Source organism: Streptomyces sp. NBC_00647, assembly GCF_045207245.1.
Taxonomy (GTDB): Bacteria; Actinomycetota; Actinomycetes; order Streptomycetales; family Streptomycetaceae; genus Streptomyces.
In genome coordinates this window covers 7525661-7538719 of record NZ_CP109040.1, presented here as the reverse complement: position 1 = coordinate 7538719, position 13059 = coordinate 7525661, and the positions used below count along the sequence as shown (strand labels likewise).

Below are 13059 nucleotides of genomic sequence, written 5' to 3'. Positions count from 1 at the left end.
CGGGCCCGCCCGGTGCGAGGGGGACTTCATGGCCGACATCACGCGACGCCTCGGCTGGCGCCATCTGCGCGGGGCGCCCACCGCCCACGTGAGGCACCACCGGTCGGGACGCCTCGTCCACGACGGCCCCGGGCTCAGCTTCTGGTACCGCTCACTGACCGCCGCACTCTCCGAAGTCCCGGTCGACGACCGCGAGTTGGCGATGACTTTCCACGCCCGTACGTCCGACTTCCAGGACGTCGCGGTGCAGGCGACCGTCACCTACCGCGTCAGCGACCCCGCGGTCGCGGCCACCCGCCTCGACTTCTCCATCGACCCCGACACGGGCGCCTGGCGCGGCACCCCGCTCGAACAGCTGGGGTCGCTGCTCACCGAGACGGCCCAGCAGCACGCGCTCGACGTGCTGGCCCGTACGTCACTGGCATCGGCCCTGGTCGACGGCGTCGCGGCGGTACGGGAGCGGATCGCGGGCGGCCTCGCCGCCGAACCGCGGCTGCCCGCGACCGGTATCGAGGTGGTCGCCGTGCGGGTCGTCGCCCTGCGCCCGGAGCCCGAGGTGGAACGGGCGCTGCGCACCCCCGCCCGCGAGCAGATCCAGCAGGACGCGGACAAGGCGACGTACGAACGCCGGGCGGTCGCCGTCGAGCGGGAGCGGGCCATCGCCGAGAACGAACTCGCCAGTCAGATCGAACTCGCCCGGCGAGAGGAACAGTTGGTCGACCAGCGCGGTACGAACGCGCGTCGCGAGGCCGAGGAGCTCGCGGCGGCGGACGCGGTGCGCGCCGAGGCGGAGGCGGCCCGCACGGTCAGGCTGGCCGAGGCGGAGGCCACCCGGTCGCTGCGGCTCGCCGAGGCGGAGGCCACCCGGAAGGTGCGGCTCGCCGGGGCCGAGGCGCAGGCGGAGCGCGAGGTCGGTGCGGCGCGGGCCGAGGCGCAGGCGGCCTGGCTGCGGGTCCACGGCGACGCGGACGTCGCCACGCTGCACGCCCTGACCGGCACCCGGATCGCGGAGAACCTGCCGCGGATCGAAAGCGTCACGGTGTCGCCGGACGTCCTTACCGGGCTGCTCGCCAAGCTGGGCAACGGGGCCGCCGGGGACCCGGCGTGAGCCTCGCGCCCCGGGTCGTCCTCGTCCATCGGACCACCGAGTACGAGGAGTTGGTGGCCCGGCACGGCACGCACGGGCAGGCGGCGTTCTTCCTGTCCTCCCGCGGCCGGGACATCGCGGAGGTGGCCGAACGGCACCGGCGGGCCCGCGAGGCCCTCGCCGAGGTGGTGTCGGCCATTCCGCTGACCTGGCGTCAGGCACGCCTGGAGCGGGCCGACCTGGACCGCTTCCTGTTCGCGCCGGAGGACGTGGTGGTCGTGGTCGGGCAGGACGGGCTGGTCGCGAACGTCGCCAAGTACCTGACGGGCCAGCCGGTGGTGGGGATCGACGCGGACCCCGGGCGCAATCCGGGTGTGCTGGTGCGGCACCGGCCCGGGGACGCGGGCGCGCTGCTCGCGTCGGCGCACGGGGGCGCCGCCGATGAGCTGACCATGGTCGAGGCGGTCGCGGACGACACCCAGCGGCTGGTCGCTCTCAACGAGATCTACCTGGGGGCCGCGGGCCATCAGACGGCCCGCTATCGGCTGGGGCTCGACGAGTACGGGGGTGCCGTCGAGCCCCAGGCGTCCTCCGGGGTGCTGGTGGGGACCGGGACCGGGGCCAGCGGCTGGCTCCGGTCGGTGTGGCAGGAGCGGGGCGGAGGGCTGCCGCTGCCGGGGCCCACGGACGAACGCCTGCTCTGGTTCGTCCGCGAGGCCTGGCCTTCTCCGGCCACCGGCACCTCGCTGGTGGCCGGTGAGCTCACCGCGTCCGGGCGGCTGTCCCTCACCGTGGAGTCGGACCGGCTCATCGCGTTCGGGGACGGGATGGAGGGGGACGCCGTGGAGTTGATGTGGGGGCAGACCGTACGGGTGGGGGTGGCCGGGGTGCGACTCCGGCTGGTGGGCTGAGGGGCCTGGCGGCCCCCAGCCCAGACGTCGCCGGACCCCGCCGGGCCCCGACGCCCCGGACCGGGCGTCGCCGTCCCCGGCCGGTTCCACTGACCCCGGCGGGACCGTCGCCGATCCCTGGCCGGATCGCTGCCGGACCCTGCCGGGGCCTGCCGGGGCCTGCCGGGGTCTGCCGGGGTCTGCCGGGGCCGTTCGGCTGCGGGCCGGTGGGGGTTGATCGCGCCGTTCCCCGGCATCCCGGCCGGCCCCCGCCTGACAGAGCACCCGAGCCAGGCACACACCCAAGGATCTCCCGTTCCCTGCGGACCGGCGGGGGCTGAGCGCGCAGTTCCCCGCGCCCCTGACCGGCATCCCGGCCGGCCCAGGCCTGACAGAGACCCCGAGCCAGGCACACACCCAAGGGTCTCCCGTTCCCCGCGGACCGGCGGGGGCTGAGCGCGCCGTTCCCCGCGCCCCTCACCGGCATCCCGGCCGGCCCAGGCCTGACAGAGACCCCGAGCCAGGCACACACCCAAGGGTCTCCCGTTCCCCGCGGACCGGCGGGGGCTGAGCGCGCCGTTCCCCGCGCCCCTGGCGGGGCGCTCCGGCTCGCCCCGGATCCCCGCGCCCCTGGCGGGGGCTACCCGCTACAGGCGGGGGTCGACCGGTTCGGATTCCAGGGAGAGGATGCCGAACACCGCCTCGTGGACGCGCCACAGGGGCTCGCCCTCGGCCAGGCGGTCCAGGGCCTCGAGGCCCAGGGCGTACTCCCGGACGGCCAGGGACCGCTTGTGGTTGAGGAAGCGGCCGCGCAGGCGGGCGAGGTTCTCCGGGCGGGTGTACTCCGGGCCGTAGATGATCCTCAGGTACTCGCGCCCCCGGCACTTGATGCCGGGCTGCACCAGGCGCCCCTGACCGGTGCGCACCACGGCTCCGACCGGCTTCACGACCATGCCCTCGCCGCCGCGGCCGGTCATCTCCAGCCACCAGTCGACACCGGCCCGCACCGACTCCGGGTCACCCGTGTCGACGAAGAGCCGCCGGGTGGTGTGCAGCAGCCCGGTACCGTCGTGCTCCACGAGCCGGTCGATCAGGGCGAGTTGCTCGTCGTGCGGCAGCGCGGCGAGGCTCCGGCCCTGGACGGCCAGGATCTGGAACGGCGCGAGGCGGACACCGTCGAGGCCGTCCGTCGTCCAGCAGTAGCGCCGGTAGGCGTCCGTGAACGCCCCGGCGTCCGCGGCACGTTCACGCTGGCGCGTCAGCAGGTCCGCCACGTCGACTCCGCGTGCGGCCGCCCCTTCGAGCGCGGTCAGCACTCCCGGGAACACCGCCCCGGACGCGGCGCCGACAGCGGCGTACTGACTGCGCAGCAGCCCGGACGCCTTCAGCGACCACGGCATCAACTCGGCGTCGAGCAGCACCCAGTCGGTGTCGAGCTCCTCCCACAGCCCGGCGGCGGTCATGGACTCCCGCAGCCGCCCGAGGATCTCCTCGGTGACGGCGCCGTCGTCGAAGAAGGGGCGGCCGGTCCGCGTGTACAGCGACCCGGTGGGGCCGTCGACGCCGAACCGCTCGCGCGCCGCGCCCGCGTCACGGCAGACCAGGGCCACCGCCCGCGACCCCATGTGCTTCTCCTCGCACACGACCCGGGCCACCCCGTCGTCCCGGTACTGGGCGAAGGCCTCGGCGGGGTGCTCCAGATAGCCCTCGACGTGCGAGGTCGCGGTCGGCGCCATGGTCGGCGGGAGGTACGGGAGCAGCCGGGGGTCCACCGCGAAGCGGCTCATGACCTCCAGGGCCGCCGCCGCGTTCTCCTCGCGGACGGCCACCCGGCCGGCGTGCCGGGTCTCGACGACCCTGCGGCCGTGCACGTCCGCGAGGTCCAGCGGACGGCCCTCGTGACCGCCCGGCGCCTCGGTGGCCAGCGGCTTGGCCGGCTCGTACCAGACCCGCTCGGCCGGTACGTCGACGAGCTCGCGCTCCGGCCAGCGCAGCGCGGTGAGCTTGCCGCCGAAGACGGCACCGGTGTCCAGGCAGATGGTGTTGTTGAGCCAGGTCGCCGTGGGGACCGGGGTGTGTCCGTACACCACCGCCGCGCGGCCCCGGTAGTCCTCCGCCCACGGGTAGCGCACGGGCAGCCCGAACTCGTCGGTCTCCCCCGTCGTGTCCCCGTACAGCGCGTGCGAGCGCACCCGGCCCGAGGTGCGGCCGTGGTACTTCTCGGGCAGGCCGGCGTGACAGACGACGAGCCGCCCGCCGTCGAGGACGTAGTGGCTGACCAGCCCGTCGACGAACTCCCGGACCGTGGCGCGGAATTCGTCGCTCTCGCGGTCCAGCTGCTCGATGGTCTCGGCGAGTCCGTGGCTGTGCTGGACCTTGCGGCCCTTGAGGTAGCGGCCGAGCTTGTTCTCGTGGTTGCCGGGCACGCACAGGGCGTCGCCCGAGCCGACCATGGACATCACGCGGCGCAGCACGCCGGGCGAGTCCGGGCCGCGGTCGACGAGGTCGCCGACGAAGACGGCCGTACGGCCCTCGGGGTGCGCACCGTCGACATAGCCGAGCTTGCCGAGCAGGGCCTCCAGCTCCGAGGCGCAGCCGTGGATGTCGCCGACGATGTCGAACGGGCCGGTGAGGTGGGTCAGGTCGTTGAACCGCTTCTCGGTCACCACCGACGCGTGCTCGATGTCCTCCACGCCGCGCAGGACATGGACCTTGCGGAAACCCTCGCGCTCCAACTGGCGCAGCGAACGCCGCAGTTCGCGGATGTGGCGCTGGATGACGCGGCGCGGCATGTCGGCGCGGTCGGTGCGCGCCGCGTTGCGCCGGGCACAGATCTCCTCGGGCACGTCGAGCACGACGGCGATGGGCAGCACGTCGTACTTCTTGGCGAGTTCGATCAGCTGACGGCGGCTGTCCTGCTGGACACTGGTCGCGTCGACGACGGTCCGGCGGCCGGCCGCGAGCCGCTTGCCCGCGATGTAGTGCAGCACGTCGAAGGCGTCACCGCTGGCGCTCTGGTCGTTCTCGTCGTCGGCGACCAGGCCCCGGCAGAAGTCGCTGGAGATGATCTCCGTCGGCTTGAAGTGCCGTCGGGCGAAGGTCGACTTGCCGGAACCCGACGCACCGATCAGCACCACGAGGGAGAGGTCGGTGACGGGCAGTACGCGCCCCTGGTAGGTCTCGTCGCTCATGCGGCCTTCTCCTCCTTCGTGGTCGTGTCGGCCGTGGCCAGGGTGAAGACGGCCATCTGGGTCGGCGGGCCGACCTCGGGGTCGTCGAGGCCGACGGGGGTGAACTCCACGTCGTAGCCGTGCCGTCCGGCCACCTCGCCGGCCCACGAACGGAACTCCTCTCGGGTCCATTCGAAGCGGTGGTCGCCGTGCCGGGAGTGTCCGGCCGGCAGGGTCTCCCAGCGGACGTTGAACTCGACGTTCGGGGTCGTCACGAGGACGGTCCGCGGGCGCGCGGAGCCGAACACCGCGTATTCCAGGGCGGGCAGCCGGGGCAGGTCGAGGTGCTCGATGACCTCGCTGAGCACGGCGGCGTCGTATCCCTTGAGCCGGCGGTCGGTGTAGGCGAGCGAGCCCTGGAAGAGCTGGACGCGCGCGGCCTGCCGCTCGCCCATGCGGTCCAGCTTGAGCCGGCGCGAGGCGATGGTGAGCGCGCGTATCGACACATCGACACCGACGATCTCGGTGAACCGGGTGTCCTTGAGCAGCGCCTGCACCAACTGGCCCTGTCCGCAGCCGAGATCGAGCACCCGGCTCGCGCCGGACGCGTGCAGCGCGGTGAGGATCGCGTCCCGGCGCAGCACGGCGAGCGGCACCGGCTTCTCCTCGGTGTCGTTCTCCTCGTCGACCGCGTTGTCGATCTCCTCGACCTCGGTGTCGTCGGTCTCGGCGAGCCGGACGAGTTCGAGCCGCTCCATGGCCTCCCGCGTCAGCGACCAGCGCCGGGAGAGATAGCGGCTGGTGATCAGCTTGTGTTCGGGGTGGTCGGGCAGCCAGCCCTCGCCGGCCCGCAGCAGCTTGTCGACCTCGTCGGAGGACACCCAGTAGTGCTTGGCGTCGTCGAGGACCGGGAGCAGCACATAGAGGTGGCGCAGGGCCTCGGCGAGCGTCAGCCCCTCCGACGCCAGTTCCAGGCGTACGTAACGGGAGTCGCCCCACTCCGGGAACCGCTCGTCCAGCGGCACGGCCTCGACCGTCACCGTCCAGCCCAGCGGTTCGAAGAGCCCGCGGACGAGGTCGGCACCGCCCCGGGCGGGCAGCGCGGGCACCTCGATGCGCAGAGGTCTGGCCTCGGCCGGCAGGTCGGGCCTCGCGGCGCACTGGCCCTTCATCGCGCTGGAGAAGACGCCGCTCAGCGCCACGGCGAGCAGTGAGGAGGCGGCGTACGGGCGGTCGTTGACGTACTGCGCGAGCGCCGCGTCGGGGGCGCCGCCGCGACCCTTGCCCTTGCCCCGCCGGACCAGCGCCACCGCGTCGACCTCGAGCAGCAGCGCGGCCGTGCACCGCTCGACGGTCGCCTCGGGGTACAGCACATGCGCCGTGCCGTACGAGGTCGAGAACGTCTGCGCCTTGTCGGGATGCTTGTGCAGCAGGAAGCCGAGATCGGTCGCGGGGCGCTCTGGGGTACCGGTGGTACTGATCGTCAGGAACACAGTGGGTCTGCCTCGAAACGTCTGCTGAGCTGCGGGAACCCACCGGGGCGGCCGACGTGTGCACCGGGGTGCACCGCGTCGGCGCCGATGGGCCACAGCGGTGGGTGAGCGGGCCTCGGCCGTTGCCGCTCCCGGCGCTCTCTCCCGGCACGCGCGGCCGTGGCCGCGCCGCGCCGCGGTCGACCGCAGGGGCGACGCCCGTCCTCGGCGCGCCCCCACAACGTACAGCGAACGCCCCAGGTGGACCCGGGGTTTTTCGGCGCCTCGGAGGGCGGGCGGCCGGGGTCAGCCGGAAGTCCGGGACCCCTGGTGCGGGGCGTCGCCGTGCCCGTTCAGGCCCGCGCTGTCGAGCAGGGTGGCGGCGGTCGCGACGGCGAGGCCGTCCAGGCCCACGCCCTGCATGACGGCACGGACGCTCGATCCGTCGAAGGCGACGGTCAGTTGACGGGCGAGCAGCGCGGGATCCGCGGCTCCACCACGCTCCGCCTCCGCCCGGAAGAACGCGGTCAGCGCGTCCTTGCAGCGGCGTGCCACCAGGCTCGCGGGGTGATCCGGCGCCTTCAGCTCCGCGGTCACGGCGACGAAGGGGCAGCCGCGGAAGTCCGGGCGGGCGGCGAGCTCCTCGAGGCGCTCGAAGACGTGCAGGACACGCGCACGCGGCGGCCGGTCGTCCTCGGCGGGGAGCAGGAACGCCTGGTAGGCGGGCGCGCTGCGTTCCAGGCTCGCCGCCAGGACCTCGTCCTTGCTGTCGAAGAGCTGGTACATCGAGCGCTTGGACACCCCGGCCACCCGGCACAGCGCCTCGACGCCGACACCGACGCCCTCGCGGTAGAAGAGCCCGGCCGCGGCGTCGAGCAGCCGGTCACGGGTCGAGGCGCCGGCGGTCGCGGTCGATGTCGCCTGTGTCATGGGCCCAGCTTACGTTCTCCGATTGCGCGATGGAAACCGATCGGTTTACAGTTGCTGGAAACCGATCGGTTTCCAAGAGGAGAAGCTCATGACCAGCATCGAAGGTTCAGTGGCGCTCGTGACGGGCGGCAGCCGGGGCATCGGCAAGTCCCTCGTGGAGGCCCTCTACGAACGCGGCGCCCGGAAGGTCTACGCGACGGCCCGCGACCCGCGGACCGTCTCCCACCCCGACGCGGTGCCGCTGGCACTGGAGGTCACTGACCCGGCATCGGTCGCGGCCGCCGCCGCGCAGGCCCAGGACGTCACACTCCTGATCAACAACGCGGGCGCCACGGCCTCCACGTCCTTCCTCGACTCCCCCGTCGAGGACGTACGGCGTGAGTTCGACATCAACTTCTTCGGACCACTGCTCACCACCCGGGCCTTCGTCCCGGCCCTGGAGCGCAACGGCGACGGGCACATCCTGACCGTCCACTCGGTGCTGTCATGGGTGACGGTGCCCGGGACCGACGGTTACAGCGCCGCGAAGGCCGCCCTGTGGTCCCAGAGCAACGCCCTGCGCCTGGAGCTCCAGCCGCGCGGCATCAAGGTCACGGGGCTGCACGTCGGCTACGTCGACACCGATCTGACCGCGGGCCTGGACGTGTCCAAGATCTCCGCGCACAGCGTCGCCGAGCAGGCCCTCGACGGCATCGAGACGGACGCCCACGAGGTCCTCGCGGACGCGATCACCCGCCAGGTCAAGGCCGGCCTCTCCGGCGAACTGAGCGCGCTCTATCCCCAGCTCGCCTGACGGAGGCAGGCCGCCGCGGACCCAAGGGCTGTCCCACCCCTGCGGGCTCCGCCGGCCATGCCGCTTCCCGATCGGGAACGGCGTGACAGCGGTTCGGCACGGGGCGCCTGTTGTGACCGGTGCATGATGGATACATGGATCTTCGAGTCTTCACAGAACCGCAGCAAGGCGCGACCTACGAGACGCTGCTCCGCGTCGCCAAGGCCGCCGAAGACCTCCACTACGGAGCCTTCTTCCGTTCTGATCACTATGTGCACATGGGATCCGTCGACGGACTCCCCGGTCCCACCGACGCCTGGATCACCCTGGCCGGCATCGCCCGTGAGACGAAACGTATCCGCCTGGGCACCCTGATGACTGCCGGAACCTTTCGCCTCCCCGGGGTCCTCGCCATTCAGGTCGCACAGGTCGACCAGATGTCGGGCGGCCGGGTGGAACTCGGCCTGGGTGCCGGCTGGTACGAGGCCGAGCACACGGCGTACGGCATTCCGTTCCCCAAGGAGAAGTTCGGCCGGCTGGAGGAGCAGCTGGCCGTCGTCACCGGGCTGTGGGCGACGCCGGTCGGCGAGCGGTTCACTTTCGACGGGACGTACTACCAGCTCAAGGACTCACCCGCGCTGCCCAAGCCCGCGCAGTCGAAGGTGCCGGTCCTGATCGGCGGCCACGGGGCCAGGCGGACCCCGGCGCTCGCGGCGCGCTACGCCGACGAGTTCAATATCCCGTTCGCCTCCGTCGCGGACACGGAGCAGCAGTTCGGCCGGGTGCGCGCGGCCTTGCGGCAGGCCGGGCGCAAGACCGACGAACTCGTCTACTCCAACGCCCTGGTGGCCTGCGTCGGGCGGACCGACAGCGAGGTGAGGCGACGGGCGGACGCCATCGGGCGCGATGTCGACGAGCTGAAGGCGAACGGGCTCGCGGGGTCCCCCGCGGAGGTCGTCGAACGGATCGCCCGGTACCAGGCGGTGGGTTCCCAGCGGATGTATCTCCAGATGCTCGACCTCGACGACCTGGACCAACTGGACCTGATCGCCTCCGAGGTGACACCCCAGCTCGACTGAACGGTCGGGCCTCGCGGGTGGTTCGGTCGGCCGGTCGGCCGGGCTTGCTGCGACGGACGCGGTCGGTTCGGCCGCGGAGGCGATCAGCTCGCCTGCCACGGCGGAGACCGGTCGGTTCGCCTGGCGCGGCGGAGGTCGGTCGGGCGGTGGTGACGGTCGGTGTGGATTCGGCAGTAGGGGCCCGCTTTCCTACCCCGCGGCCGAATCCCTTTCCACCACCCGCTTCTCGTCCCGCACCGCGAGACGCCTCAGCATCTCCAGGACGCGGTCACGGGACTCGTCCGCCGCGTCGATCGCCTCCATGCACTGCCAGTACGTCCCCTCGTCGTCGGCGGCGCAGGCTACGCCGACCAGGGCTATGCCGACCTCGCCCAGAAGGCCGCCGAGGCAGAGCAGGCACTCGCGCGCGTCGCCCAACTCGGTGAGCTGGGCGGCGCGTAACGCGTCGAGCCCGAGGGCGGGACTGCCGAGCACTCCGCAGCCGCGGCCCGCCAGCTCGGTCAGACCGAGAGCCTCGCCGCGGAGTTCGGGAGGTCCGGACACGGCCAGGCGGCTGCCGATCGCCTGAGCCAGGGAATGCGCCTGCCACGCTTCCGCCATCACCTCCGGGGCGTCACCGCTCTCCGCCAGGGCGCGTCTGCTCGCCACGATGAGCCGCACCGCTTCCATGCGCTGCCCCCGTCTGTCCGACGCGCTCTCGCACGTCCGCCCGAACTCCCTTGTTCACTACCCAGAGTGAAGTCCCTTGAGACGAAAAGCCAGAGGAAGCCCGAAATCTGTGGACACAGAATTGCATCGGGATACCTCGACGACTCCGGAGAGTGACGCATTCCTCTTTTCGGGCTCGGTGACGGTCGCGACGTCAGGGGCTCTCCGGTGCCGGGAACCTCCGCTCGTTACGGTCGATCTTCGCGTCGAGGGCGGCGAGCGGGTCGATGCCCAGCACCTCACAGAACTGGAGCAGATACGCGAGGACGTCCGCGACCTCGTCGGTGACCCGGTGCGCGGTGTCCCTGTCGTCCATGACGCGGGCCGACTCGTCCGGCGTCAACCACTGGAAGATCTCGACGAGTTCGGAGGCCTCCACGCTCAGCGCGGCGACAAGGTTCTTGGGGGTGTGGTACGGCTGCCAGTTCCGCGCGGCCGCGAACTCGGCCAGTCTGCGCTGCAGCGTCGCTACGTCCAGTTCACTCACGGTGTCAGGTCTACCACCGTGACCCCGGCCGCCCCGTGCGCGTGAGCCCCGTCGCTCACCGTGCCCACCAGCCGGATGTGTCCCCGCTCGCACATCCGCGCCGCCAGCCGCACCAGTTCCCCGGTCTGCCGGGCGTCCAGCCCGCGGTCGAAGCCGTCGGCCAGGACCGTCAGCGACTGGTACGCGGCCGGAACCTCTCCCGCCGGATCGACCTCCAGGACCCCGGGCCCGGTGAGCAGCACCAGGGCCAGCGCGAGATACCGCAGCTCGCCGTCCCCGAGCAGCCCGAGCGGCGTCCGCAAGCCGTCACCGCGGTCGAGGAGTCCGCGGACCGTGCCGTCACCGAGCAGCTCGGCCACCACGTCGGTGACCGTACCCGCGCAGCCGGCGCGCACCGCCGCGACCAGGTGGGCGTAACGCCGGCCGCATTCCGACCGGGTGCGCCACAGCACGTCGGCGAGGTTGCCGCAGTCTCGCAGAAGCCGCCCGTAGCCGAGCGCTACGGGCGGTCGCATGGCGTCCGGGCTCGGGTCGCAGGCGTAGACGGAGCGCAGAGCGAGCACCATCTGCTCGGCGGCGGCGAGGACTTGGCACTCGCCGGGGGTGCGGCCCGCGACCCGCAGGGGCAGCAGCGCGGTGCCGAGGCGGTCGTCGGGCAGCGGGACCCTGGTCACCACGGCGGAACCCCCGGTGTGCCAGGCCGCCTGGACGGACGGGCGGCCCGGGTCGCGCAGCGCCGTCTCCAGCAGGGTCCGCCCGCCCGCCGACAACCGCTCGCCCACGACGCGCAGTTCGGGTTCGGCCTGCACGGCGACATCGAGCCGGACCGGGCCTTCGGGTCCGTCCACCGTGCAGCCGATGCGGAAGCCCCGACGGCGCTCGGCGTCCGGCCGGGACCGCTCGGGCACGCAGCCGACCGGGTCCGGGAACACCTCCCGGAGCTCGGCACCGGCCCCGAGCCGCGCCAGCGCCTCGTAGGCCCGCAGGGCGGCCGTCTTGCCGCTGCCGCTGGGGCCGGTGACGAGGGTGAGCGGTCCGAGGGGGAACCGCACGCGGCGATGGGTGGCGAAGGCGGCGAGCCGCAGCTCGGTGACGCCCGGACGCTCGGGGCGCGCCTCCGCCGCCGTAGGGGCTTCCGGCGAGGACAGGGTCATATGCGGACGGTAGGCCTCCACCAGGAGACGAACCGTTACACCCGGGGGACCTTCCTACGATCGAGGGACGGGACCACCCGATCCCCCGGCCGGGAACTCCGCCGGGCGGCTGACGCGGGCCCCCTCTTCGCGGGTGCGTCTCCCGGACCCCCGGGCGCGAGAGCCCACTGGCCGGCCCGCCGCGCGGACCTTCCCCCGTTGCCGCGGGATCCCCACCCCGGCCCCCGCCCCAGGGAGAACGTTCACCCTCCCCCGCCCCCGCGCCCCGGAGTCAGCGGCAGAGGCAGAGTCAGAGTCCGGGGACTCCCACCCCCTCCATCAGCCCCCTGACCTCGGTCCCCGGCGGCGTCAGCAGGAACACGTTCCGGTCGACCCGGTGCATGCCGCTCGCGAGGCCGAAGACCACTCCCGTACTGAAGTCCAGGACCCTCTTGGCGACGTCGGTCTCCGCGCCGGTCAGGTCGAGGAGGACCGGGATGCCGGACATCAGTGTCTCGGCGACATCGCGGGCGTCCGCGAACACATTGACCCGCAGGACCACGAAGCGGCGCCGCGTCTCGGTCTCGGCCTCGGGCATCGACCGGTGACGGACCGCCGAGGGCCAGGCGTCCCGGCCGCGCAACGGAACGACCTGGGCGAGCCCTTCCCACTGTTCATCGGTGACGTCGTGGCTGTTCATCGGTCCACCCCGTCCTGGCTCGCACTCGTTGTCTGCACCGGGCAATTCTTACGCATGGTCACCCGTTCGGCCCAACAGCGACACGGTCCGCGACGCGGACGGAGGGACGGCGTGTGCGGCAAGCTACGCGTAACCGTCCATATCCATCACACCGCACAGCAATCGAGGCCTCCCCCATGAGCCTGAGCATCCGCAATCAACTCCCCGGCACCGTCACGTCCGTCACCCCGGGTGAGGTGATGGCGACGGTGAAGGTCCGGCTCGACGCCGGACAGGAGATCACCGCGGCCGTCACCCGGGAGGCGGTGAACGAGCTCGGTCTGACGTCCGGCTCCACCGTGCGGGCCCTGGTCAAGGCGACCGAGGTGTCCCTGGCGACCGCACCGGTCACCGGCGTCAGCATCCGCAACCAGCTGCCGGGCACGGTCACCGACGTCGCCTCCGGCGGCGCCATGGCCCGCGTCAAGGTCCAGATCGCGGGCGGCGAGCTGACATCCGCGATCACCAACGACGCCGTCACGGAACTGCGCCTCTCGGCCGGCTCCGAGGTCGTCGCGCTCATCAAGTCCACCGAGGTGTCGCTGTCCAACGCCTGACGGTCCGGAAGGGCCTGACACGCCGGACGGGCGGA

General features: G+C 72.7%; 12 protein-coding genes. 5 read left to right on the top strand and 7 right to left on the bottom strand.

Annotated elements, in window-relative coordinates:
* Positions 1-28 precede the first annotated feature (28 nt).
* Together OG788_RS33170 and OG788_RS33165 are read left to right on the top strand one after the other, a co-directional pair.
* On the top strand, positions 29-1108 hold the full coding sequence (locus OG788_RS33170) for an SPFH domain-containing protein (RefSeq protein ID WP_351535654.1): 1080 nt from the start codon (positions 29-31) through the stop codon (positions 1106-1108).
* Positions 1105-1998, top strand: a complete 894-nt coding sequence (locus OG788_RS33165; protein ID WP_406374825.1) for a hypothetical protein — start codon at positions 1105-1107, stop codon at positions 1996-1998. The genes OG788_RS33170 and OG788_RS33165 overlap by 4 nt, the downstream gene beginning before the upstream one ends.
* 626 nt (positions 1999-2624) lie before the next feature.
* On the opposite strand, the gene OG788_RS33160 is transcribed toward OG788_RS33165, so the two are convergent.
* The 3 genes from OG788_RS33160 to OG788_RS33150 all read right to left on the bottom strand — a co-directional run bounded on the left by OG788_RS33160 (position 2625) and on the right by OG788_RS33150 (position 7549).
* Positions 2625-5168 carry a polynucleotide kinase-phosphatase gene (locus OG788_RS33160; protein WP_406374824.1) on the bottom strand — a complete coding sequence of 848 codons (2544 nt, stop codon included), beginning with the start codon at positions 5166-5168 and terminating at the stop codon, positions 2625-2627.
* Positions 5165-6640, bottom strand: a complete 1476-nt coding sequence (locus tag OG788_RS33155) for a 3' terminal RNA ribose 2'-O-methyltransferase Hen1 (protein WP_406374823.1) — start codon at positions 6638-6640, stop codon at positions 5165-5167. Before OG788_RS33155 ends, OG788_RS33160 begins: the two co-directional genes overlap by 4 nt.
* A gap of 285 nt (positions 6641-6925) precedes the next feature.
* Positions 6926-7549, bottom strand: coding sequence for a TetR/AcrR family transcriptional regulator (locus OG788_RS33150; RefSeq protein ID WP_406374822.1), 624 nt, complete (start codon positions 7547-7549; stop codon positions 6926-6928).
* 88 nt (positions 7550-7637) lie between these two features.
* On the opposite strand from OG788_RS33150, the gene OG788_RS33145 reads away from it, so the two are divergent.
* A complete protein-coding gene (locus OG788_RS33145) occupies positions 7638-8342 on the top strand; it encodes an SDR family oxidoreductase (protein WP_351535640.1) in 705 nt (234 codons plus the stop codon).
* 134 nt (positions 8343-8476) lie between these two features.
* On the top strand, positions 8477-9400 hold the full coding sequence (locus tag OG788_RS33140; protein WP_356752256.1) for an LLM class F420-dependent oxidoreductase: 924 nt from the start codon (positions 8477-8479) through the stop codon (positions 9398-9400).
* Between the two features lie 189 nt (positions 9401-9589).
* Here OG788_RS33140 and OG788_RS33135 read toward each other — a convergent pair whose 3' ends face one another.
* The 4 genes from OG788_RS33135 to OG788_RS33120 form a co-directional block, all read right to left on the bottom strand.
* On the bottom strand, positions 9590-10069 hold the full coding sequence (locus OG788_RS33135) for a DUF6099 family protein (protein WP_406374821.1): 480 nt from the start codon (positions 10067-10069) through the stop codon (positions 9590-9592).
* A 193-nt stretch (positions 10070-10262) separates the two neighbouring features.
* Complete coding sequence (locus OG788_RS33130) at positions 10263-10595, bottom strand: nucleotide pyrophosphohydrolase (protein WP_406374820.1); 333 nt, start codon at positions 10593-10595, stop codon at positions 10263-10265.
* Positions 10592-11749 carry an AAA family ATPase gene (locus OG788_RS33125; RefSeq protein ID WP_406374819.1) on the bottom strand — a complete coding sequence of 386 codons (1158 nt, stop codon included), beginning with the start codon at positions 11747-11749 and terminating at the stop codon, positions 10592-10594. Before OG788_RS33125 ends, OG788_RS33130 begins: the two co-directional genes overlap by 4 nt.
* A gap of 289 nt (positions 11750-12038) precedes the next feature.
* Positions 12039-12428, bottom strand: coding sequence for a cell division protein SepF (locus OG788_RS33120; protein ID WP_266763489.1), 390 nt, complete (start codon positions 12426-12428; stop codon positions 12039-12041).
* 176 nt (positions 12429-12604) lie between these two features.
* Here OG788_RS33120 and OG788_RS33115 point away from each other — a divergent pair, with 176 nt between their 5' ends.
* Positions 12605-13024: a TOBE domain-containing protein gene (locus OG788_RS33115; protein ID WP_351535626.1), complete on the top strand. Its 420-nt coding sequence runs from the start codon at positions 12605-12607 to the stop codon at positions 13022-13024.
* The last annotated feature ends 35 nt before the right edge of the window (positions 13025-13059 follow it).

Bases quoted from the DNA above. Each gene is read 5' to 3' on its own strand.
- OG788_RS33170 (WP_351535654.1), top strand. From the start codon at position 29: ATGGCCGACATCACGCGACGCCTCGGCTGGCGCCATCTGCGCGGGGCG.
- OG788_RS33160 (WP_406374824.1), bottom strand. From the start codon at position 5,168: ATGAGCGACGAGACCTACCAGGGGCGCGTACTGCCCGTCACCGACCTC.
- OG788_RS33150 (WP_406374822.1), bottom strand. From the start codon at position 7,549: ATGACACAGGCGACATCGACCGCGACCGCCGGCGCCTCGACCCGTGAC.
- OG788_RS33145 (WP_351535640.1), top strand. From the start codon at position 7,638: ATGACCAGCATCGAAGGTTCAGTGGCGCTCGTGACGGGCGGCAGCCGG.
- OG788_RS33140 (WP_356752256.1), top strand. From the start codon at position 8,477: ATGGATCTTCGAGTCTTCACAGAACCGCAGCAAGGCGCGACCTACGAG.
- OG788_RS33135 (WP_406374821.1), bottom strand. From the start codon at position 10,069: ATGGAAGCGGTGCGGCTCATCGTGGCGAGCAGACGCGCCCTGGCGGAG.
- OG788_RS33125 (WP_406374819.1), bottom strand. From the start codon at position 11,749: ATGACCCTGTCCTCGCCGGAAGCCCCTACGGCGGCGGAGGCGCGCCCC.
- OG788_RS33120 (WP_266763489.1), bottom strand. From the start codon at position 12,428: ATGAACAGCCACGACGTCACCGATGAACAGTGGGAAGGGCTCGCCCAG.
- OG788_RS33115 (WP_351535626.1), top strand. From the start codon at position 12,605: ATGAGCCTGAGCATCCGCAATCAACTCCCCGGCACCGTCACGTCCGTC.